This is a genomic window from Bacteroides sp. An19 (genome assembly GCF_002160215.1).
Classification (GTDB): Bacteria; Bacteroidota; Bacteroidia; order Bacteroidales; family Bacteroidaceae; genus Phocaeicola; species Phocaeicola intestinalis.
Genome location: NZ_NFKD01000006.1, coordinates 67,806 through 89,304, shown reverse-complemented (window position 1 = coordinate 89,304; position 21,499 = coordinate 67,806). Strand labels below are relative to the sequence as shown.

The 21,499-nt window shown below is 49.1% G+C and carries 20 protein-coding genes; 18 read left to right on the top strand and 2 right to left on the bottom strand.

Annotated elements, in window-relative coordinates; translation table 11 throughout:
- Positions 1-2: 2 nt before the first annotated feature.
- The 17 genes from B5F25_RS04235 to B5F25_RS04155 all read left to right on the top strand — a co-directional run bounded on the left by B5F25_RS04235 (position 3) and on the right by B5F25_RS04155 (position 19,024).
- Positions 3-3,371 (top strand): reverse transcriptase domain-containing protein, encoded by a 3,369-nt coding sequence (locus tag B5F25_RS04235; protein ID WP_087247791.1) that lies wholly within the window; start codon positions 3-5, stop codon positions 3,369-3,371.
- 26 nt (positions 3,372-3,397) lie between these two features.
- The gene (locus B5F25_RS04230; protein WP_087247789.1) at positions 3,398-5,674 is read left to right on the top strand and encodes a DEAD/DEAH box helicase; all 2,277 of its coding nucleotides are present in this window, start codon (positions 3,398-3,400) and stop codon (positions 5,672-5,674) included.
- Between the two features lie 73 nt (positions 5,675-5,747).
- Positions 5,748-6,278 (top strand): DUF4255 domain-containing protein, encoded by a 531-nt coding sequence (locus tag B5F25_RS04225; protein ID WP_087247787.1) that lies wholly within the window; start codon positions 5,748-5,750, stop codon positions 6,276-6,278.
- Positions 6,279-6,291: 13 nt separating this feature from the next.
- Positions 6,292-7,068 (top strand): hypothetical protein, encoded by a 777-nt coding sequence (locus B5F25_RS04220; RefSeq protein WP_140406853.1) that lies wholly within the window; start codon positions 6,292-6,294, stop codon positions 7,066-7,068.
- 133 nt (positions 7,069-7,201) lie between these two features.
- Positions 7,202-9,115: a phage tail sheath C-terminal domain-containing protein gene (locus B5F25_RS04215; RefSeq protein WP_087247783.1), complete on the top strand. Its 1,914-nt coding sequence runs from the start codon at positions 7,202-7,204 to the stop codon at positions 9,113-9,115.
- 51 nt (positions 9,116-9,166) lie between these two features.
- Entirely contained in the window at positions 9,167-10,666 is a 1,500-nt protein-coding gene (locus tag B5F25_RS04210) for a phage tail sheath C-terminal domain-containing protein (protein WP_087247781.1), read from the top strand.
- 70 nt (positions 10,667-10,736) lie between these two features.
- Positions 10,737-11,198: a phage tail protein gene (locus tag B5F25_RS04205; RefSeq protein ID WP_087247779.1), complete on the top strand. Its 462-nt coding sequence runs from the start codon at positions 10,737-10,739 to the stop codon at positions 11,196-11,198.
- Positions 11,199-11,205: 7 nt separating this feature from the next.
- On the top strand, positions 11,206-11,664 hold the full coding sequence (locus B5F25_RS04200) for a phage tail protein (RefSeq protein ID WP_087247777.1): 459 nt from the start codon (positions 11,206-11,208) through the stop codon (positions 11,662-11,664).
- 14 nt (positions 11,665-11,678) lie between these two features.
- Positions 11,679-11,861: a hypothetical protein gene (locus B5F25_RS04195; protein ID WP_087247775.1), complete on the top strand. Its 183-nt coding sequence runs from the start codon at positions 11,679-11,681 to the stop codon at positions 11,859-11,861.
- Positions 11,862-11,962: 101 nt separating this feature from the next.
- Entirely contained in the window at positions 11,963-12,625 is a 663-nt protein-coding gene (locus B5F25_RS04190) for a hypothetical protein (RefSeq protein WP_087247773.1), read from the top strand.
- Between the two features lie 87 nt (positions 12,626-12,712).
- Positions 12,713-14,488, top strand: a complete 1,776-nt coding sequence (gene vgrG, locus B5F25_RS04185; RefSeq protein ID WP_087247771.1) for a type VI secretion system tip protein VgrG — start codon at positions 12,713-12,715, stop codon at positions 14,486-14,488.
- 47 nt (positions 14,489-14,535) lie between these two features.
- Positions 14,536-14,838, top strand: a complete 303-nt coding sequence (locus B5F25_RS22715; RefSeq protein ID WP_087247769.1) for a PAAR domain-containing protein — start codon at positions 14,536-14,538, stop codon at positions 14,836-14,838.
- A 6-nt stretch (positions 14,839-14,844) separates the two neighbouring features.
- Complete coding sequence (locus tag B5F25_RS04175) at positions 14,845-15,270, top strand: GPW/gp25 family protein (RefSeq protein WP_087247767.1); 426 nt, start codon at positions 14,845-14,847, stop codon at positions 15,268-15,270.
- Positions 15,271-15,427: 157 nt separating this feature from the next.
- Positions 15,428-16,123 (top strand): fimbrillin family protein, encoded by a 696-nt coding sequence (locus B5F25_RS04170; protein ID WP_087247765.1) that lies wholly within the window; start codon positions 15,428-15,430, stop codon positions 16,121-16,123.
- Positions 16,124-16,179: 56 nt separating this feature from the next.
- Positions 16,180-16,551, top strand: coding sequence for a hypothetical protein (locus tag B5F25_RS04165; RefSeq protein WP_087247763.1), 372 nt, complete (start codon positions 16,180-16,182; stop codon positions 16,549-16,551).
- Positions 16,539-16,916: an IS66 family insertion sequence element accessory protein TnpB gene (gene tnpB, locus B5F25_RS04160; RefSeq protein ID WP_087247761.1), complete on the top strand. Its 378-nt coding sequence runs from the start codon at positions 16,539-16,541 to the stop codon at positions 16,914-16,916. Before B5F25_RS04165 ends, tnpB begins: the two co-directional genes overlap by 13 nt.
- Positions 16,917-17,758: 842 nt before the next feature.
- Positions 17,759-19,024 carry an IS66 family transposase gene (locus B5F25_RS04155; RefSeq protein WP_162614351.1) on the top strand — a complete coding sequence of 422 codons (1,266 nt, stop codon included), beginning with the start codon at positions 17,759-17,761 and terminating at the stop codon, positions 19,022-19,024.
- Positions 19,025-19,077: 53 nt separating this feature from the next.
- Here B5F25_RS04155 and B5F25_RS04150 read toward each other — a convergent pair whose 3' ends face one another.
- Both B5F25_RS04150 and B5F25_RS04145 read right to left on the bottom strand, forming a co-directional pair.
- Positions 19,078-19,227 carry a winged helix-turn-helix transcriptional regulator gene (locus B5F25_RS04150; protein ID WP_087247757.1) on the bottom strand — a complete coding sequence of 50 codons (150 nt, stop codon included), beginning with the start codon at positions 19,225-19,227 and terminating at the stop codon, positions 19,078-19,080.
- A 222-nt stretch (positions 19,228-19,449) separates the two neighbouring features.
- The gene (locus B5F25_RS04145) at positions 19,450-20,355 is read right to left on the bottom strand and encodes an AraC family transcriptional regulator (protein ID WP_087247755.1); all 906 of its coding nucleotides are present in this window, start codon (positions 20,353-20,355) and stop codon (positions 19,450-19,452) included.
- A 239-nt stretch (positions 20,356-20,594) separates the two neighbouring features.
- Here B5F25_RS04145 and B5F25_RS04140 point away from each other — a divergent pair, with 239 nt between their 5' ends.
- On the top strand, positions 20,595-21,497 hold the full coding sequence (locus tag B5F25_RS04140) for an EFR1 family ferrodoxin (protein ID WP_241148352.1): 903 nt from the start codon (positions 20,595-20,597) through the stop codon (positions 21,495-21,497).
- The last annotated feature ends 2 nt before the right edge of the window (positions 21,498-21,499 follow it).

Genomic DNA, 21,499 nt, shown 5'->3' with positions numbered 1-21,499 from the left:
CAATGGAGAAAATGAATGGTTCTACAATAAAGGATAGGATATTGGATGAACAGAATATTTACAGCGCGATATTCTGTCTGGAATCATACGTGTTTGACAAGGGACTGCTCGACACTGACATGCCTGTATCCATAACGGATGGGAATGGCCGTGTGATAGAACTTCTTGCCAAGAACGACTTAGAACTGTATTACGCCCTGTCTGATAAACACAATATGGTTTTGGTTGAAAAGGTAATAGGTCTATGTTCAGAACGGCTGAAGAACCTCTTTGCCAATCAAAATGACCTATTCACCATAAAAGTGTTTTTCAAATTGAAATCATACGATGAAGAGAAAGGAGAGTTGAAATTCAGACCATTGCACACTGCAAGACTGATAGACCTGATTTGCATGGTAAGTATCCTGATTCCACTAATGTATGAGGATGATTACATGAGAGGAAGACGCAGCTTGTCCGATTTGTCAAAGTTGGTTCCGCATAATTTTTATGGAAATATTCCCAGTACGAATGTCCAATACTTGTTTCATAAGTGGCAGGCAAAATACAAGGAATACACGGAAAATGTGATTGAGCATTGCCGAACATACCAGAAAAGCCACAATTACCTGACTGAGGTGAACTTGGACATCAAGAATTTCTTTCCATCCATATCTCCAAAGCTGCTTTACAATTATATTGTGGACAAACTGTCGTTAACTTACAAGGATGATTTGGACACTTTGAAAACGGCCATATCCAAACTATTATTCTTTCATGTGGAGAAAGAAAACATAGAACCTTGGAGTAAAATCTATTACCCAGATGGCTGCAAGGCGACAGACAACGGCTTGTATATGAATTGCGGAATACCACAGGGACTGCCACAATCGTATTTCTTCGGTAACTTGTGCATGATAAAGATAAAGAACATTCTAATGAAGGATGAATGCTTCAGGGGTGATGCTTATTTTTATGTGGATGATTCAGTCATATACATCCAAGCAGCATTGGAAGAGAATGAATTCAATGAAAGAATTAAGAAGCTAAATGAAGAAGTGGCAATATGGTGTCGTGAATCAGAAGGAGCACCGAGCGACATTGACAAATATGTGCCAAACAACTATCTTGAATTTCACAAGAAAATAAACTATGAGATAGCTTTTCATGAAGAAGGTAAAAGTGTATTTACACCAATAGACTCAGCTGACACACGTTATGGGTCTATAGGGGATTTGGCGAGGGAAGTATCCATGACTTCAAACCTGACTTGGAACATCGATGAGATTGATGACCAAGTTTCATTGGAAAAGTTGAGGGCGTTGGACAAGATTATTGCTGCTGAAATAAAAGAGTTGAAAGAGCAAGAGCAAAAAGACGGTAAAAAGAATAACTTTGTTTCCTCACGGCTGAAAATATTACGAAGATTCAAAAAATTCTTTCTATATAGAAACCGTTTGCTTAAGATAAAGGAAAAAGGTGGTCCAAATGACGGAATGATTGAGGATTTCAAAAACAGGCAATTATCCAATAGTAAAAATATCTCAGGATGGTTTGAACAAAATGACGAGGATATATTCCAATCTGAATACAGGTTGATCATTCAGAAAGTATCCAAAGAAAAAGCTATTGGGCTTTGCCATGATGTACAGGGTTTTGAAAAATCAATACTACAAGAAGCCGACATTTATGACGAAACAAAGCAAAGCGGCCTGTTTTTCAACAAAGATGTAAGAGCGGCTGTGTTGATGAAATCCCTCAAGCACGATTTTTACACCTATCTTGTGCGCTGGGCAAAAGAGAATTTCTGCGGTTTGAAGGAACTGACCCATGATGCACAAATGAATAATTGCCGTGAATTCTTGGTAAAAAAATCAGATTTGAATATTTACAAGATGATGGATGACGGCTTTGAAGGAAAAGCATTCACCCGATTTGTGATGATGGCTTCAACAGAATATAAGAGAAGAATTCTCAATGTGTTCTATTCGGAAATAATCGGGGTCCAGCCATCAGACTCGCTTACATTTACGAAGCAGAATTCTCGTAAACTACATTACACGGAGCTGAGAATATTAGCCATGTTGAGAAACAGAAACTTCGATTTGGAAAAATTTGAGGCTTTCGTAAACCATATTGATGACAATGACGTATCCAATCGCATGGTCATTGACATGGGGCTGCTGGACGTACTCAATAGATTTATTATGCAAGTAAAGCGTCCTGAATGGGTTGATGACCTGATAATCACACACCGTTTGATAAAGGGATTGTGGTATAACGGGTCTAAGTTTCTCAACTCATATACGCTGCATAACGAAGAACATGCAGTGACATTGATCAACAAGTCGTTGGAACTGATTAACCGGATAGACTACTTTGCGCTCAAAGATGTGGACTACTATATACTCTTTCTCGCTTGTTATTTGCACGACATCAGTATGGTGATACATCCTGACCTTGGCGGGTTAAGTTCAGCAAAAGGGAAGAATGAAATCTTGATTTCAGAGTTAATGGCAGAAATGAAAAAAAAGACCCAATCTTTCTTTAAACTGAATTTGGAAGACCGAAAGAATTCAAGAATGAAAGAAGCGGGAATTTTCATTGTAAGCATTTTCAACAAGGTTTATGACTATTTTGAGAATGAGGTTAGGGAAAATCATGCTCATGACAGTGCCAAGTTCATCAGAGAACGCTCGAATACATTGCTGTCATATCTTGAACCTACACTATTATCGTTCGTGGCCGACGTCTCAGAAAGTCATGGTAATGATGTGTGGGATGTGTATGGATTAAAGTCGCGTGCCAAGGAAGACACTGTAAGCTTGAAGTATTTGATGATGTTGATAAGGCTTGCCGACCTAATGGATGTAGCGAACGACAGAGTAAATTATCATCTATTGCGCCAAAACTTGACTCATCTGTCTCCAACGTCAAAATTCCATTGGATTTCTCATTTGGTTACAGACAGAATGGAATTGAGAACAACATATGACATACCTAATAAGGATAACGGCGGATTGCTGGAAAAACGGATAACCGAAACCATCAACTTTGACTTGCATTTGAATTTTCAACAACTGACCACAATCGTAAACGCTCAAAAGTGTAAATGTCGTAAGTGTTCACTCAGTGATCATTGTATTACCATACATATATGCGGTGGAAAACCTTACCAAACGTGCGATGAAAACTCATGCACTATTCTGTGTTTGTGGATGACAAAAAAACATGAATGGTTGATACAGGAGTTGATTGCTCTAAATGAATACCTTTTCTCTGTGGACAACCAGATGTTCAAGACCCGTATCAATCTGAACATATACTATCGCAATGACATGAAACTTGACCCTGATATGTTTGATTGTGTACAGGAGTATCTTGGAATTTAGCCTTTCTTACTTATTTGTAATAAAATATGCGTCCCGCTTTTGTTGTTGGTCTTCGCTCCTACCAGATGGGAATCAAGTTGCATATACTTGATGCATGGCAGATACACAAAACCTTAATGGTGCAGATGCCCACAGGAACAGGAAAGACACACCTGCTTGCTTCTGTCATTTATGACCATCTGAAAGAGGAGCAAAGCCAATGCGTCTGGATTGTCGCCCATCGCAGGGAACTTGTGGAGCAGATAAAGGAGACTGTGGCACAGTATGGCATATCCAAAGAAGACGGACGGGTAAAGGTGATGTCCATCCAGTGGCTGTCGAGGCATTGGGATGACGTGAAGGGCGAAAAGCCAAGCCTAATCGTGATAGACGAAGCCCACCATACCCTTGCCGGTACTTACAAAGAACTGTGGCTGCGTTATCCGAATGCCAAGAAACTCGGCATGACCGCCACGCCCTGCCGATTGAATCGCAAGGGATTCACGGACTTGTTTGACACGCTCATCACATCGGACGGCATAGCGGACTTCATCCGGCAAGGGTGGCTCTCGGCTTTTGACTATGTGTCCATTCGTCCGGACAGTGAAGACCAACGGTTAATAAACAGTCTGGAGAAACGTGGGGCGGACGGGGATTTCCAAGTGAAGGAAATGGACACCGTGCTGAACAGACGACCGAGCATTGAGCGGTTGTATGAAAGCGTGCGGCAATATGCCGACGGGAAGAAAGGCATCGTGTATGCCATCAGCATCAGCCACGCTCGGCACATCGCGGAATATTACAAGGAACACGGAATGAATGCCGTTGCCATTGACAGCAAGACACCCGCAAAAGTGCGCAAACAACTTGTCGAGGACTTCAAGGGAGGCAAGATACAGGTGTTGGTGAACGTGGATGTGTTCAGCGAGGGGTTTGACTGCCCTGACGTGGAGTTCATTCAATTAGCCCGTCCTACCCTTTCACTTGCCAAGTACCTGCAACAGGTGGGACGCGGACTGCGAAAGACGGATGGTAAGGAAAGCTGCATGATTATCGACAACGTGGGGCTTTACCGCCTGTTCGGTCTGCCAACATCTTACCGTGACTGGCAGGCGATGTTCGAGGGACGGCTGGCGGGTAAAGGCAGTGTACACCGCATCGGGATGGCTGTTCGTGACCGTGCGCAGTCCATTCCTATATCGACAGACAACGGACTTGAGCTGGTGGTGTCGCACGACGGCCTCATGGAGTACCTTGACAAAGAATCCTTCCTTTTAAACAACAAGGCTTGTCTGAAAGCCTATAAAGAAGCGGCAAGTGGGTTGTACGGGCTGAAACGTGGAAGCGTGATTGCCTGCAAGCCGCAATTCGTGCGGGTGTTTGACATCCATGAGGACCTTGCCATCGTAAGACGGACGGATATGCGTTTGGCCGTGGTGGACGGGCACGGGAACACTATGATGGACCTTACCGGTCATAAAGGTGCCAAATTCCTGGATGACAGACTTCTTGCCGTAACGGACAACAGGAACAATGAACTGTATATCGACTTGTACAGCGGACATCTGTTCACCAAGAAGCCCGATGTGCTGGCATACGGCGGCGTGCAGTTGCTGAAGGAGGACGGCGTCTACTACAGCCGCACACGGGAACTGTACAAATGCTGGAAGTACATACAATCCCACGGGAACTACGTGCTCATCATTGACTATTACTCACCGCCCCGATGCAGGCAAGTCAATGAGGATGACGCTTTATGGGGGTACGACTGCGTGTGCCTGCTCGCCGGAGACCATGACACATGGTATCATTATTGCGGGATGTTGCCCGGTGGTGACATCGTCATTGAGGACCATGCAGGGAGGTATTACCTTGTGGAGAATGGCGGAAAAGGGAAGCGGTACATTGCCAGCGAACACCCAAAGACGGAGGAGGAGGATTTCGACGTGGTAATACCGCATTTGAAAGCCGAAGCCGTGAGACGGTTGGCGGAACGCAAGAAAGAAGAACGGCAGAAGGAGAATCGAAAGCGCAAGGAGCGGCTTGACGGACTGAAAACCGCCGTGCCGTTCAAGTCGGGGTTGAAATGGGGGCTGCAAATGGACGGGCGTGTAATCGTGCCGCCCATTTACAGAAACATCAAAAGTCCGGTAGGCAACTATTGCGCCGTGGAAGCTAGTCCCCATCAGTGGGGCATCATCATGCTGGACGGGAAGGTGGTTATAGAAGCCCGCTACAGCCATGTGGAGATAAACGAAAACGGCACGGCAAGACTGACCATCATTCCGGGAAAGGTGAAAACGGTAAAGCTAAGCATCAAGTGACAAAAGTCTGCGGAAGAGGCAGATTTCCCATAATAAATCACTATTTTTGTAAGTACCATACATCTATTATACTATGATTCGCAAGATATTGACCACATACGCCACGCTGCTGGAAGAATACCTCTCGCGTTTCCATAACCGTCCGGAGGGTCTTGCCACGGTGGAACAAATCGGGAACGGTACGGAAGAGAAGCCGGGCAAGATGGTTGTCAGCCTGCTGAACGTGGAAAGGGAGACATCGGGCGGCATTTCCGCCCCGGTGCAACGCACGGAGGAAGGGTATGCCCGTATGCAGCCTCCCCTGCTGCTGAACCTGAACGTGATGCTGGCGGCGGTGTTCGACGAGCGGCAATACGCGGAATCGCTCTCCCTGCTTGCCGACACCCTGCGCTTCATCCAGTCCGTGCCGAAGTTTGAGGTGGGCGGGGCATGGTACACGATAGAAATCGTCAACCTGACCCTGCAGGACCTGAACAACATGTGGACGTTGCTGGGCGGGCAGTATTATCCGTCGGTGGCATGCAAGATACGCCGCCTCTGCATCGACGGAGGACAGGCGGCAGCAGGCGGGACCACCGCAGGCCGTCCGGTTGTGGAAATGTAAAAGGACAGAAAGCATGGAAAGCTACCTTAGGCTATACCGCATCACCGTGAGGCACGACTATTTCGGGGAAAGCCCATGTCCGTCGCTCAGGCTCCGCCCGTCAAGCGAGGGCGAGACTCTGATGCGCCGAAGGGGGATGATGTTCCGTGAGGAAGCGGCAGGAACATGGAGCCTGTTCTTCACGGAAGAGCCGGACACGGAGAAGGACGTGCTGCTACTGGACCTTTCCATTGCCGACCCCATGTTTGTCCTATATACCAACTGGACCGGATTCCGCCCTGCGGACAGCTATGAGCTACGGTTGCCTGCCTCCGAAGGACAGCTTGACGCAACCGCCGCCATTGCGCATACAGACCGGAAGCGGAGCATCGGCAGCGGTTTCTGCGCCGTCGCCTTGCGGCTGACCGAAGAATTTATACAGGCGGCACGGTCGGGCAAGCCGGAAGAAGCCGTGCTGCAATTCCATGCCCCCAAGAAACGATGGGAATACCTGTTCTTTCCGCAAACGGAGGAAAGCATTGACGGGAAACAGCTTTTGCTGGAGGACACGACCGGCAACGTGGCATTCCGTCCGTTCACCCGCTGCAAGGCATACGGCAGGGAAGCATGGCACACCGTATCGGAAAGCCCTGTAGCCATGCGTACCACATACGGATGCAGGCTCAGGCTGACCGCCCTGCGGGGCAACGGAAAACAGAAGCACGTCCTGCTGTCGCACGTGGAGCCGCCACAACCGGGACGGTACACGAGCAGAGACAAGGAGATGCTCAGACAGGTATGCTACTTTTAGGCAACAAGTGGACGAGTGGACAAGTTTACGAGGTTTTAGATGCCATTAGTAAAACCATTCAAGACCTTGTTCTCTTGTCAACTGATACCTTGTCAACTAAGCAACAATATAAACATTTTAAAACTTTAATGCTATGGCTGAATACAAGACACCTGGCGTTTACATCAAGGAGAAAAACGCCTTCGGTACTTCCGTAGTGGAAGCCGAAACCGCCATCCCCGCCTTCATCGGGTTCACCGAGAAAGCGAAACTCCGCGAGGATGGCGACCTGAACAATGTGCCGTGGAAAATCTCGTCCATGAATGAGTTTATCCAATACTTTGGAGAGGCACCCAAACCGGAATTGAAAGTGGAGTTGAAAAAAATCCACGGACTCACTCCCGAACAAGCGGGTGAAGATAAGAAACTACCAGATGAGACCTTGCAAGACGGCCTGTTCATGTATGTTGACCGTTCCCATGAGTATAAAGAAAAATTTAATTTAATAGGTTCAGACGGCAAAGTGGAAGCAAACCAATCCGATGTCCCATTTAATTATGCTTTCTGCATAAGCGGCAAACATCCATATTCCCTTTTCTACCAGATGCAGATGTTTTTTGCCAACGGTGGCAGCACTTGCTATGTGGTATCAACCGGCCTTTATTCATCAACGGGAGATGGAAATTTAACCTCCACAATGGTTAAAGACGCACTTGAGAAATTGGAAAAAGAACGGGAGGTAACCCTGATTGTGGTGCCTGAAGCCGTGTCAAGCAATGACTGTGCAAGTATTCAGCAAAACATGATGAAGCATTGCAACGACATGGGCAACCGGTTTGCCATACTGGATGTGCCGACAGGTGACAAGGATAAACAGTTAGACAAGCAGATAGAGGATTTCCAGAATACCGTGACCAACTATTTCTTCTACGGTGCGGCATATTTTCCGTGGCTGAACACCACAGTTCTGAGTGACAGGGATTTGACAGGGGATATGTTTGTATGGAAGAATTTTAAATTTCTCTATATGAAGCAGTTGAGAAAGATGGATGCTGCTTTCTATTCGATAATACAATCTTTTTGCGGAAAGAAAGAGACAGTCGAACTGAAAACAGGAGAGAAGGGGAAAAAAGTTGCCTTTCCAGATGACAAATTGGAATATACTTTCAAGTTTGAAGATTATTCATCAGAAAAAGAATATACTGATAAAGACCTTATATTTGATGTTAATGAAAATGGGGAAAAAGTTGATAATAATGAGGGAAATACTAATAATGAGGGAGATATAAAGGACACATGCGAAATTATCGATTTGCAACAGACCAAAGATAATGGTACGGTTTCGGAGGTTACCTTGACTGTCGTTTTGTATTCCAAGGACAGATTGCAGAACAAGGACAACCTGACGGATAGGATAAACTTGCATCAAGCCCTATACAACGCTTCGCCCCTCTACAAACAAGCCATTCAAGGAGTACTGAAACAGCTGAACCTGCTGCCCCCTTCTGCGGCGATGGCAGGCATCTATACGATGGTGGATCACAGCCGTGGCGTATGGAAAGCCCCTGCGAACGTATCGCTGAACTACGTGGACAGTCCGGCGGAAAACCTTGACGATGACGAACAGGCCAACCTGAACGCCCCGATGAACGGAAAGGCGGTCAACGTGATACGCTTGTTCCACGGCGAAGGCGTAAAGGTGTGGGGCGCAAGGACGCTGGACGGCAATTCGTTGGACTGGCGGTACATCAATGTGCGCCGTACCCTGCTCTTCCTGGAAGAGTCCGTGAAGAACGCCGCCCGCGCTTACGTGTTCGAGCCGAACGATGCCGGCACGTGGATCAACATGAAGTGCATGATAGAGAACTTCCTGCGCAGCGTGTGGAAACGTGGCGGACTTGCCGGATCTACTCCCGAAGAAGCCTTTGAGGTGCATGTGGGACTGGGCGACACCATGACGGGCGATGATATTCTGGAAGGCATCATGCGCATCACCGTACTGGTGGCCGTGACACACCCCGCCGAGTTCATCGAGATAACGTTCCAGCAGCAGATGCAGAAGAGCTGATGGGAAATGAAGAGTGAAGAATTAAGAATGAAGAATTAAAAATATAACGATATGGGAGAATACAAGACACCGGGCGTTTACATCAAGGAGCAAAACGCCTTCGGCAACTCGATTGTGGAAGCCGAAACCGCCATCCCGGTATTCATCGGACTTACGAAGAAAGCCCTGGATGGAACGGAATCCCTACTTGAGAAACCTGTAAGAATTTCGTCAATGACGGAATATGAGAAGTATTTCGGCGAACCGCAGGTACACAGTTACATAGTGTCCGTGACAGACAGCCAACCAGCCAACCAGACAGACAAGGTAGTATCCGTGAAATGCGAAAATGGGAAATACCTTCAGGCGAAATTGCAGAACACACACTGTACGCTGTATTATCACCTCGTGATGTTCTTCGCCAATGGAGGCGGTACCTGCTACATTGTGTCCGTCGGTGACTATAAAACCGGGAAATTGGACAAGGAGATTATGAACAACACAGTGTTACCAGCGTTGAAAAAGGTGCAGGACATTACCATGTTGGTCATGCCGGAAGCCATCAATGAAAGCAACTATGCGGACTTTTACAAGGCGATGCTTTCCCATTGTGCGGCAAACAACCGTTTTGCCATCCTGGATGTGCCCAAGGATGTGGAGATAGACGACTTCCGCACAAATATAGGGAGCAACTTCCTGGCGTATGGGGCGGCTTATTATCCGTGGCTGGAGACAACGGTATTGTCGGACAACGACATAACCGAGGATGTGATGCGCGTTGACAAGAACTTGGATCTTGACGCAATCGTCGACAAGACCGGGCTTAAGGAAGGTGAAACGCATCCGTTGGTGAAATATGTGAATGACGCCTTCACTGAGCTGGATACATTGCCGGACGAACAGTCCAAGGTAAAGCGCAAGGAAATCCACAATGCACTCCTGCAGAACCTGCCCGCCTACAAGCTGCTGGCAAAGAAAATCAAGGACTACCTGAACCTGCTTCCCCCGTCGGCTGCCATGGCAGGCATCTACACGATGGTGGACCACAGCCGTGGCGTGTGGAAAGCTCCAGCGAACGTATCCGTCAGCCGTGCGGACAAACCGTCGAGGAACATTACCGACAACGAGCAGGCAGACCTGAACATGCCAATGAACGGAAAGGCCATCAACGCCCTGCGCGCTTTCCCCGGCGAAGGCATCAAGGTGTGGGGAGCAAGGACACTGGACGGCAACTCGCAGGACTGGCGGTACGTTAACGTGCGCCGCACGATGAGTTTCCTGGAGATTTCCGTGAAGAACGCCGCCCGTGCCTACGTGTTCGAGCCGAACGACGCGAACACATGGATCAACATGAAGTGCATGATAGAGAACTTCCTGCGCAGCGTGTGGAAGCGCGGCGGCCTTGCCGGCTCGACACCCGAAGAGGCATACGAGGTGCATGTGGGGCTGGGCGACACCATGACGGCGGACGACATACTGGAGGGCATCCTGCGTATCACCGTGCTGGTGGCCATCAGCCGTCCGGCAGAGTTCATCGAGATTACATTCCAGCAACAGATGCAGAAGAGCTGACGGGAAATGAAGAATTAAGAGTGAATAATTAAGAATTTAATAAGTAGTAACCCATTAAAACGAGAATATTATGGCAGATAATGGAGCAGCACAGAGTGCAAGTACACAAGCATGGCCGTTGCCGAGTTTTTATTTCAAAGTGTCCATCTCCAATGTAGGCGACATCTCTTGCAGCGAGGTGTCGGGACTGGAAACGGAGTATGAGGAAATCACCTACCGTGCGGGTGACAGCCCCGTATTCACCAAGCTGAAGATGCCTGGTCTGAGAAAGGCGGGTGACCTGACCATCAAGAAAGGTATCTTCAAGGATGACAAGGCTCTTTGGGACTGGATAAATAAGGTAAAGCTGAACACCATCCAGCGCGAGGTGGTGACCGTCAGCCTGCTGGACGAGTCGGGCAGCCCAGTGAAGACATGGGAGGCGGTGAACGCATGGCCCAAGAAGCTCACGGTGGAAGGCTTCAAGTCGGACGGCAACACCACGTCCATCGAGACCTTGGTCATCGCGCATGAAGGCGTCAATGTGAAATAAGTAAGTTATGGCATCGAATGATATATTTCCTGTCAGTTTTCACTTTTTGGTGGATTTCCAAAAGCTTGGTGATCATTTTCAGGTATCATTTTCCGAGGTTTCAGGATTGGATATACAGCTGAAAGGGGAAGCCAGGCTGAATGATACTGGGGTACGTGTAACTTTACCTGGCGAACAGAATTTTGGAAATATTACTTTAAAGCGTTCTATCGTACCAATAGGGACCAAAGACGCTTTCACTACATGGGTAAACAAAGTTTTTACTTCTGATAAAGGGAAATTTATTGTTGCTTATGATGCCATAATAAAGCTACTTGATGAAGAAGGTGCACCTGTCGCAGGTTGGAAATGTTCATGTACCTACCCGATACAATGGACTCTCAGCAACTTGAATGCGGAGAATAGTGAAATAGCCATAGAAACCGTGGTTTTAACTTGTAATCGGATAGAACGTATCATGAAATAAAAGGGTTGTCAGCTATGCCGATAGTCATCAAGGAAATTCACGTCCGCACCGTGGTGGAGCAACGCATCGTCACGGAAGCGGAATTGCCGGAGGAAGTCCTCCGCAGGATAGAGAACCGCGTAGTGGAAAGGCTGTCCGCACATGGAAGTTGGCAGCCTGACACACGGCGGCTGAACAGACGTAAAAACGAAAGATGAATAAGTGAGTTTATGAGTTTGTAAGTTGTTTAGTTCTTAAGTTGATATAGAACAGCAACTTATGAACTTACAAACTTAATAACTAAAGAACTAAAAAAGCTATGGGAAAGATGTCCGTCACCGCCTACAAGGACGGGGATTTCAACAGCGTGAGCAAGCCCGCACTGGAACTGCCCGTCAACCCGGCAAAGGTGAAACTCACCAAAGGCATCCGCTATGCGGAGGACAAGCAACTGGGCAGCCTGAACGGGTCAAACGCCTACGTGCGTTACCGTCCGGAGACGCTCTACTTCGAGTGCCTGTTTGACATAACCAACGCCATGGAGGACGATGACGAGACGAAGCCCGTGCATGACATGGTGGACGCGCTGGAACAACGGCTGTACGACTACAACACCGATGCCCACCGTCCCTCGTTCGTCAAGGTGGAATACGGAGACATCACGTTCTTCGGCCAGCTCAAAACGCTGGAGACGGAATACACCCTGTTCGATCCGGACGGCATCCCGCTCCGTGCCGAACTGAAAGTGACGCTAACGGGCTATTGCAGCCAGAAAGAGGAGAAGTCACATTTTTCCAAACGCTCGCCCGACGTGTCAAGGCTGGTCACGCTGAAGGAGGGGCAGACGCTTGCCGCCCTCTGCTATGAGATATACGGTGACCCGCTTCTCGTGGGACAGGTCGCAAGGCTCAACAACCTGAACGGCTACCGAAATATCCCGGCAGGGACGAAAATACTGATGCCGATGCTAAGAAAGAGTTGACAAGGTGACAAGTTGACGAGTTGACAAGGCAGGAAAACCTTGTACTCTTGTTTCCATCTCAACTTGCCAAATAAAAAATAAAGAACTATGGCTGATTCGCCCTCAAAGAATAAGGATCGTGTGCTTGCCTGCTCCGTCTATGTGAACGGCAGCAAGCTGAAAGACACTTTTTCGCTGGTGTCCGCTTCGGTGCGCCTTGCATTGAACCGCATCGGCAAGGCGACGCTGAAGTTTAACGCCGGGAACATGGACGCGCAGACCTTCGACGAGAGCGACAACACGCTGTTCAAGCCGAGCAACTCCATACGCTTCGACGCGGGCGACACGGACAGGCAGGACACGCTATTTGAGGGCATCATCATCGGGGTACGCATCCTCACTGAGAAGGACTTCCGCTCGTATATGGTGGTGGAATGCCGCGACTGCGCCTACCCCGCCACGCAGGGACGCAAGAACCGCATCTTCGAGAAGAAGAAGGACAGCGACATTATCAAGGAGGTGCTGAAGGATTACGGCAGCGTGGATGTGGATGCCACACAGTACCAGCATCCCACGCTCGTGCAGTATTACTGTACGGATTGGGACTTCGCCCTTTCCCGTGCCGATGCCTGCGGCCTGTTTGTTTTCGCCGACGGCAAGAAGATAAAGGTGAAGAAGCCCGAAGTCAGCGGCTCGCCCGTGCTGACCGTCACTTTCGGCGAAGACCTTACCGCCTTCGACCTCGAACTGACCGCCGACGACCAGTTCACGCAATTCGAGGCGGTGTCGTGGAGTCCGAAGACGCAGAAGGCGGTCAAGGTGTCGGCGGCAACTCCCTCGCTCAACAAGCAGGGCGACCTCCAGCCGAAGAACATCGCTGCGGGCGACAGCCTGTTGCTCCAGACCGATGCGCCCACCGAGGAAAAGGCATTGAAGCAATGGGCGGACGGCATGGCGTTGAAAGCAGGACTGGCACGCTACCAAGGCTCAGTCAGCTTCTACGGCTCGGCAAAGGTGAAGCCGGGCTGCCTGATTGAACTGAAAGGCTTGGGCAAGCGGTTTGGCGGCAATCTCTTTGTCGGCTCGGTGACGCATACCATCGAGGACAACGAATGGCTCACCGAAGCAGGCGCAGGCGTATCACCGATGAACATCACCGACGAGCCGGACGTGGTGTCCCCCACGGCAGCGGGCTTCCTGCCCGGACTACAAGGGTTACATGTTGCGGTGGTGAAGAAACTGGACGGCGACCCGCAGAAGGAATACCGCATACAGGTGGAATTGCCGTGGCTGGACGGCAAGAGCAAGCTGCTCTGGGCACGTGTCGCCACGATGTATGCCACAAACGGGATGAGCACCTTCTTCCTGCCCGAACCCGGCGACGAGGTATTGGTGGGCTTCATGAACCAGGACCCCACGCATCCCGTCGTCCTCGGCTCGCTCTACGGCGTGAAGCATAAGCCGCCCTTCGAGTTCGAAGCGAAGAACAACACGAAGGCGATAGTGACCCGCGAGAAGCTGCGCATCGAGTTCGACGAGGAAAAGAAGGTCATCACCGTCTCCACGCCGGGCAAGAACACGCTGGAAATCAGCGATGACGGCAAAAGCATCCGTCTGACCGACCAGCATAAGAACGAAATCAAGATGGACAGCGGGGGCATCACCCTCTCGTCCAGCAAAGATATCAAGCTGACAGCCAAGGGAGGCATCACCATGGACGCCACTTCGAAAATCAGCGGCACCGCCAAATCCGACATCAGTCTGGACGGCATGAACGTGAAAGTACAAGCCAAAGTGGGCGCGACCGTCAAGGGCAACGCCACGGCGGAACTCTCGGCAAGCGGACAGACTACGGTGAAGGGGGCGATGGTCATGATAAATTAAGAATGAAGAATGATGAATGAAGAATTAAATACAGAAAGGAGGAACTTATGCCACCGGCAGCAAGACTGACCGACATGCACACCTGCCCCATGCAGACCCCGGCGTTTCCTTCGCCGATACCGCACGTGGGCGGACCGGTAGTAGGTCCCGGTGTGCCGAATGTACTGATAGGCAAGATGCCCGCCGCCGTCGTAGGCGATATGTGCGTCTGCGTAGGCCCGCCGGACACGATAGTGAAAGGCTCGGCAACGGTGATGATTAACGGCAGGCCCGCTGCCCGCATGGGCGACACCACGGCGCACGGCGGCTCGATAGTGGCTGGCTGTCCCACGGTAATGATAGGAGGATAAAACGATATGGACGAACAGAAAACCTTGTTGCGCAACGACGCCTTCCTCGGCACGGGCTGGAGCTTCCCGCCCGTCCTGACCGACACAGGCGTACAGTTGTCCCGCTACGAACAGGACATCCGCGAGAGCCTGCATGTGCTGTTCAGCACCGCGCCCGGCGAGCGGGTCTGCCGCTACGACTACGGTTGCCCCCTGCGCCGCTACGCCTTCGAGCCGCTCACCACGCAACTGTTGGTGCGGATGCGCAACGAAATCAGCCGCGCCGTGACCCGCTTTGAGCCGCGCATCCTCTTAGAGGACGTGTCGTTCGAGGAACAGCCGGAGCGGGGGGTATTGCTGATACACGTCAGCTACACGGTCATCCGGACGAACAACCGTAACAATATGGTCTATCCGTTTTATCTGAACGAAGGAACTAACATAACGAAATAAAAAAGAGAATAAGATGAATACAAGACATTGGAATTTGATACAAGGCTTGGCACTAACTGTCCTGCTTCCTTTCTTCGCGGCGTGTAGCAGCGAAGGCGACGAACTGCTGTAAAGCGAGGAAAAACAACCTGTACAGGTGAATATTACACGCGCCACTATGAATGACGGCAACGATTGGTCGTGGCAGGACAAAGACGAAATTAAAATGAACATTACGCCTTATGGCGGAACTACCACTGAATATACCTTGACCTACCAAAATGGTAATTGGAATAATACGGCACTTGGTGAAATGACTCTGCCTGCCACAGTTAATGCCTGGTGGCCCAATACCAACAATGCATCCCATGAAAAGTTTACGTATGAAAATGTGCAAGATACTTGGTATCAAATAAATGGTATGGCTGATATAAATGGTAGTATGTCCCAAAACACAGTAGATTTGTATAGAAGGTCTGACTGGATGACGACCGATGTGAATACCCAAATTACTTCTTCTGCTTTATCCTTAAACTTGAAACATAGATTATGCAAAGTAACGGTAAAGATTGTTGGATTTGAGGGTTGGGATACAAATCCCACCATGGAAAATATCAGATTCTTTGGTAAGGATAACAACAACCTTTCTGGTACAGCAACTCCTTCTAAGTACATCGATATAATTCCTTTGCAGATTACTACAACAGATAATCATACCGCTTATACAGCCTTCATATCTTCATATGATTACTCAGGTATATATATACTACCCTTAATGAAATTTACAATAGACAGTGTGGATTATATAATTTACACTCCTGAAAATATTGGAAATAACGGTTTCTTGGTAAGCATCCAACCACATGTTAGCTAGTTTTTCCGAACTTCCATATCTTTGCGGCATGTTCAACAAATTAAACAACGTTAGATATGGCAGTAACTAGTAAAGACATTGAGATTCTTTGGGATCGTTTTACCACAGAAGGTGTAACGAAAGGCATTTCCGTCCATCAGTATTTTGAGTCCAACGGCGTACCTTACCATGTGTTTGAGAAGTGGTATAAGAAGAAGTTCCAGCAGGGCGGCATCGCAGATTGTGTTGTGGAAGGAGCCTCCTCACCGGCACCACATACCCCTCAACCGTCGTCCTCCCCATCACCATCGCAGACGGGAAGCAAGGAAGTGACCGTGAACAACATTGTCATCTGTCTGAGTAACGGCATGAAGATAGAGCATCGCCGTCTCAGCTACGTGGAGCTGTTGAGTTTCATCCAAAAACTGAAGCCGTTATGTTTAGCCTGACAGGAGCCGTCAAGTATCGCTATATACCCGGTTATCGCGACATGCGCGGCGGGTATGAGAAACTCTGCGGAGTGGTCCGTTCACTCGGTGCCGATCCCGAAGACGGCAGCGCCTATGTGTTCACCTCCTCCAACCATAAGCTGGTCAAGATAATACGCTGCGAGCAAGGTCAGCAGCAACTTTATGTCCAGCGTTTCTCGGACTGTCAGAGCTTTGTCCGTCTGGAGTTTGACGACATACGCCCGATATATGTGTTGGAATGGAAGTATCTGGTAGCCCTGCTTTCTTGTCCGGTGGTCAAGAAGATAGGCGGTCTGTCAGTCTATTGCCCGGATGATCCTTCAAGTGAAGGTTCGGTTAGTTAAACAGACTTAAAGTTTAAGCCTGTTTCCTCTCTTGAATAAGTTGTTATTGTATTGTGTATCAATATATTATGATATGTCTAAAATCAGCCCTGCATGACACATATAAAGGCGCCCTATGAAACTTTCATCAAGTGCCATACGGGGTCATATTTGCAGCACATTAAAGCATTGTATATGTCATTAAACGGTTGATATACAGTGTGTTAAATAGTATTTAGTAGATTTGCTTATGTCATGACAACTGCTTATCTTCGTAGCGTTTTTAGAAGATGGCAGACATGGCTAAGAAGGAACCTATAGACATAGAACGAATGATAATGCAGGCTCGGTACGAGCTGTCCCTTATGGCGGGACAGCCCGTCGTGGCCGAAAATCCTAAAGTCATGGACTACGAGAAAAGAATCAGCGATTTGCTTAAGGCGACAGAAGTCTTGTTGGAATCCAACCGCGACTTGGGTGAGCGTCTGGCAGCCGAATCGGCCCGTTTGAAGGAACTTGAGTCCCGTCTGGCAGATCAGAAGAAGCTCGAAGAGGAGAACAAATCCCTTCGTGGTGAGCTGGAACAACTCAGGCGCGCCCTCTTCGGAAAACACAGTGAGAAAGGTTCCAATCCCTCCTCTTCAGGCAGGAACAAGACAAAGGGGGAAGCGGAGATCGAATACATAAAGAACGGCAGCAGGAAGCCGGAATCGAAACCGGCAGAAAGCGCGGATGATGAGGATGATGACGACGGAGTGGATGAAGACACTACGCCGGGATCGCCTGCGTCTCAGGGACAGCCAACCGTCCAAAGACAGAAAGAACAGCGTGATACGTCCAAGCGCCCGGGCAAGTACAACACGATGCACGCCGACCTGGTGGTGGAACACCGTTGTGACCTGGAAGCGCTTAAGAAGATGGGGCTGGAATACATCCGCGATGCGAGGCCGACCAAACAGATCGACCGCATCAGCATGATCCGCGAGGATATTTACTATGGCGTGTGGGTCAGGGACAAGGACGGCAATGAGTTCACGATATTCATCCCCCAGGAGAAGGATTCAGGGAAATGTATCCTTTTTGACGAGGGCAAATATGCCAGGCCACGCATCGTGAAGCATACAAGCGCCACTCCGTCCATGCTTTCCGACTTGATAGTGAACCGTTTCCAATATACCATCTCCACCGGACGTGAAATGTTCCGCTTGCGCAACGAGAAGATGTACATGTGCCCCCAGAGCATATTGAACTGGCTGTCAGCCGGTGCCAGGGAGCTCACGGGCCCGTTGAATGAGATCCGGGGCATACTCCTCAAGGAAGGCAGCGCTATCTATTGCGATGAGACCTGGGTGGATGTCCGTGTGCGGTGCAATGATGGCAGGATGCACTACCGCAAGCGGCACATGTGGGTGATCGTCAACCTGAAGGAAAAGTTATGCTACTATTTATACGGCCGCCGCAAGCGTAAAGTGATCATGGACTTCCTCGGTGATTTTAAAGGCACGGTCATGACGGATGCCTACGTTGCTTATGACTACCTCGACAAGCTTGAAGGTTGTACCCACGTGTGCTGCTGGGCCCATGCCCGCCGGATTTATGTGTCCGCCAGGGACGACTTCAAGGACTTGAATGCCGGAGAGTTCATAACGCTGATAAGCCTTCTCTATAAGATAGAGCTGGATATCCGTTTGGGGAACTATACGGAGAACGAGGTTCTCAAGATCAGGCAGACACAGGCGATACCGATACTAATGGAACTTTACCATAGGGCTACCGGGTTGCTTGAGAAGTATGACAAGAAGCAGGTTCACCTCTCGTCGAAGTTGGTACAAGCCCTGAATTACATGCTGAACCACTGGAAGGAGCTTGTCGGATACGCTAATTTAGGCAACGTCCAGATCGACAACAACAGTTGCGAACGGGCTGTTCGCCCGTTCACGAATCTGCGCAAGAGCATCGGTGGTTTTAGCAGTGCGGCAGGCGCCCGGATAGCTGCAACGTATTTGACATTTATAGAAACGTGCAAGCTGAAGATGAAGCCGCCCTTGGACTTCTTCAGGAAGTTTTTCGAACTCACCCTGACCGGAAAGCCGGCAAATGAAGCCCTGACAGAGGCTCTTTTATGTTAAGTATGACTAAAATTTATTTCATGATAGAATTTAGCTCCCTGTAAATCAGGGGGCTAAAGGGGTGTGCATATTGGTTGGATGCTTACTATCAATGCATTGAGATGGGGCAGGAGTGACCTGCTCCGTCCGGTCAGTGCATATTCCACCCGTGGAGGTACTTCGGGATAAATAGTCCGCTTCAACTCCTTTTCTTTGAACGGCATTGACTCTGGTTAAATATATGGAGATGTCGGTAAAGGCAGTTAACTGCTTTGCCAGTCCCAGTACCAGTAGGACTGCAGTCCTACTGGTACTGGGACTGGGCAAGGACTGCAATGCATTTTGTCACGCAGTTGATGTGTGTTGAAAAGAGGATTACTGGAACCCTCTGGATGGGCATTCGAATTTAGTCAGGTTGTATGAAACAGGCTGGAGTTACAGCCGATTCATCCTATCTTTCCTTGCATCCGATACTCATTCGGTGTACATCCAGCCACCTTTTTGAACAGCCGGCTCAGGTGATGCGGATATTGGAACCCCACCTCGTAGGCAATTTCGCTGACGGTCTTGTTCGTTTCCAGCAGACGGTCTTTCACCCTGCTGATAACGGCGAAATGGATATACTCGATGGCAGATTTGCCCGTCTGCTTCTTCACAAGGTCACCAAAGTAATTGGCGGAGAGGTGAAGCTGGTCGGCACACCAGGCAACGGACGGCAGCCCAAGTTCTTCTGGTTTAGTAGAGTCGAAGTAACTGCCCAGCAAGGATTCGAAGCGGGTGAGGACATCCGAATTGATGGCTTCGCGGGTAGCAAACTGACGGTCATAGAACCGAAGGCAATGATTGAGCAGGACTTCGATGTTGGAAACAATGATGCTCCTGCTGTGCTTGTCGATGACGTGCCGTAATTCTTCCTGTATCTCATTAAAACAGTTGAAAACAGTCTGCCGCTCACGCTCGGACATATGCAGGGCTTCGTTTGCCTCGTAAGAAAAAAATGTGTAATCTTTCATCTTATGAGCTAATGATGTTCCTCGGATAAGGTCGGGATGAAACAGTAGGGCATAACCTTGCGGATGCAGTGTTTCGCCGTTGTCGTTGATGCCACCCACCTGTCCGGGGGCGATAAACACCAGTGTACCTTCCTGATAGTCGTATTTGCTGCGTCCGTAGGTAATAGGTCCATGAATTTTCTCTTTCAAGAAAATGGCATAGAAGCCAAAGCATTTACAACGATGCTTCAGTACTTCCACTTTCGAGAAATCGACGAAGCCCACCAGTGGGTTCAGTGTCTCCAGACCGAGAAACTTGTTGTAGTCATGTATCGTCTTCAAATCCAATATTTCACCCATACTTGTTCACATTTTAATTTGTTTGTCCAAAAATACGGAAATCTTCTGAAAGACAGCACATCACGGCAGGCCTTTCAGTAAAATCGGTATAAGATTCGGTGAAATGGGTTTACCGTTTCGTGTCTGAACAGGGACGTTCTGTAATATGTGTGCTATATTCTGTAATCCGTGTATGGTCAGGGCGGGTTATGTTCCGTACCTTTGCCTTGTCTGAAAACCAATTAAAACAAAAGCATACAATGGAAACAATCTCCCGTCGCTCCGCCCTCAAACGGATGGGGCTGCTCGTTGCAGGAGCCGCCTGTATGGGTATGCCGGCCCTGACTGCGTGCGAAAACAAGACAAAGAAACGCATCATCCTCTATTTCACAGGGACAGGAAACTGCCTCTATGTAGCCCGCCAACTGGCAGACGAACACACCGAACTGCTCAGTATCCCACAACTGGTGAAGCAAGGCCGCTATACGTTCGAGGCAGACGAAATCGGCATTGTCTATCCCGTCTACGGGCACATGCCGCCCAATATGGTGCGGGAGTTCATCAAAAAGGCACACTTGGAAGCCGGATACAAGTTTGCCATCCTGACCTACGGCAACCGCAAATGCAGCTCCGTCGAGATATGGGACGACGTTTCCCGGAAGGCGGGGTGTCCCTTCGACTACATCACCACGATGATTATGGTGGACAACTGGCTGCCTAACTTCGATATGAACGAGCAAATCAAGATAGACAAGCACATCCCCGAAAGCCTGGAACGCATCCGCACCGACCTGGCTGCACAGCGCCGTTGGCACGAACCGGTGACGGAACTGGAACGGCAACAGCATGCCGGATTCCTGCAGGCATCGGGCGTAAATCCGGAAACGGGTTTCCTGCTGCATAGCCAGGATGCCTTTACTATCACAGATGCTTGCATCGGCTGCGGAATCTGCACCGAGGTATGTCCGCGTGGCAATTACGAACTGACATCCACGGGCGTAAAGACGGAAGGCGCTTGTGAGTTCTGCTTTGCCTGCATCCATAACTGCCCGCAGAAAGCCATCCTCTTCAAGCAAATGAAGGAAGTGAACCCCAACGCCCGCTACCGCAACGAACATGTGTCGCTGTGGAGTATCAAGGAAGCAAACCATCAGAAACTATAAAA

Excerpts from the sequence above, each read along its gene's own strand:
- B5F25_RS04235 (WP_087247791.1), top strand. The coding sequence starts at position 3 with ATGGAGAAAATGAATGGTTCTACAATAAAGGATAGGATATTGGATGAA.
- B5F25_RS04230 (WP_087247789.1), top strand. The coding sequence starts at position 3,398 with ATGCGTCCCGCTTTTGTTGTTGGTCTTCGCTCCTACCAGATGGGAATC.
- B5F25_RS04225 (WP_087247787.1), top strand. The coding sequence starts at position 5,748 with ATGATTCGCAAGATATTGACCACATACGCCACGCTGCTGGAAGAATAC.
- B5F25_RS04220 (WP_140406853.1), top strand. The coding sequence starts at position 6,292 with ATGGAAAGCTACCTTAGGCTATACCGCATCACCGTGAGGCACGACTAT.
- B5F25_RS04215 (WP_087247783.1), top strand. The coding sequence starts at position 7,202 with ATGGCTGAATACAAGACACCTGGCGTTTACATCAAGGAGAAAAACGCC.
- B5F25_RS04210 (WP_087247781.1), top strand. The coding sequence starts at position 9,167 with ATGGGAGAATACAAGACACCGGGCGTTTACATCAAGGAGCAAAACGCC.
- B5F25_RS04205 (WP_087247779.1), top strand. The coding sequence starts at position 10,737 with ATGGCAGATAATGGAGCAGCACAGAGTGCAAGTACACAAGCATGGCCG.
- B5F25_RS04200 (WP_087247777.1), top strand. The coding sequence starts at position 11,206 with ATGGCATCGAATGATATATTTCCTGTCAGTTTTCACTTTTTGGTGGAT.
- B5F25_RS04195 (WP_087247775.1), top strand. The coding sequence starts at position 11,679 with ATGCCGATAGTCATCAAGGAAATTCACGTCCGCACCGTGGTGGAGCAA.
- B5F25_RS04190 (WP_087247773.1), top strand. The coding sequence starts at position 11,963 with ATGGGAAAGATGTCCGTCACCGCCTACAAGGACGGGGATTTCAACAGC.
- vgrG (WP_087247771.1), top strand. The coding sequence starts at position 12,713 with ATGGCTGATTCGCCCTCAAAGAATAAGGATCGTGTGCTTGCCTGCTCC.
- B5F25_RS22715 (WP_087247769.1), top strand. The coding sequence starts at position 14,536 with ATGCCACCGGCAGCAAGACTGACCGACATGCACACCTGCCCCATGCAG.
- B5F25_RS04175 (WP_087247767.1), top strand. The coding sequence starts at position 14,845 with ATGGACGAACAGAAAACCTTGTTGCGCAACGACGCCTTCCTCGGCACG.
- B5F25_RS04170 (WP_087247765.1), top strand. The coding sequence starts at position 15,428 with ATGAATGACGGCAACGATTGGTCGTGGCAGGACAAAGACGAAATTAAA.
- B5F25_RS04165 (WP_087247763.1), top strand. The coding sequence starts at position 16,180 with ATGGCAGTAACTAGTAAAGACATTGAGATTCTTTGGGATCGTTTTACC.
- tnpB (WP_087247761.1), top strand. The coding sequence starts at position 16,539 with ATGTTTAGCCTGACAGGAGCCGTCAAGTATCGCTATATACCCGGTTAT.
- B5F25_RS04155 (WP_162614351.1), top strand. The coding sequence starts at position 17,759 with ATGCACGCCGACCTGGTGGTGGAACACCGTTGTGACCTGGAAGCGCTT.
- B5F25_RS04150 (WP_087247757.1), bottom strand. The coding sequence starts at position 19,227 with ATGCCGTTCAAAGAAAAGGAGTTGAAGCGGACTATTTATCCCGAAGTA.
- B5F25_RS04145 (WP_087247755.1), bottom strand. The coding sequence starts at position 20,355 with ATGGGTGAAATATTGGATTTGAAGACGATACATGACTACAACAAGTTT.
- B5F25_RS04140 (WP_241148352.1), top strand. The coding sequence starts at position 20,595 with ATGGAAACAATCTCCCGTCGCTCCGCCCTCAAACGGATGGGGCTGCTC.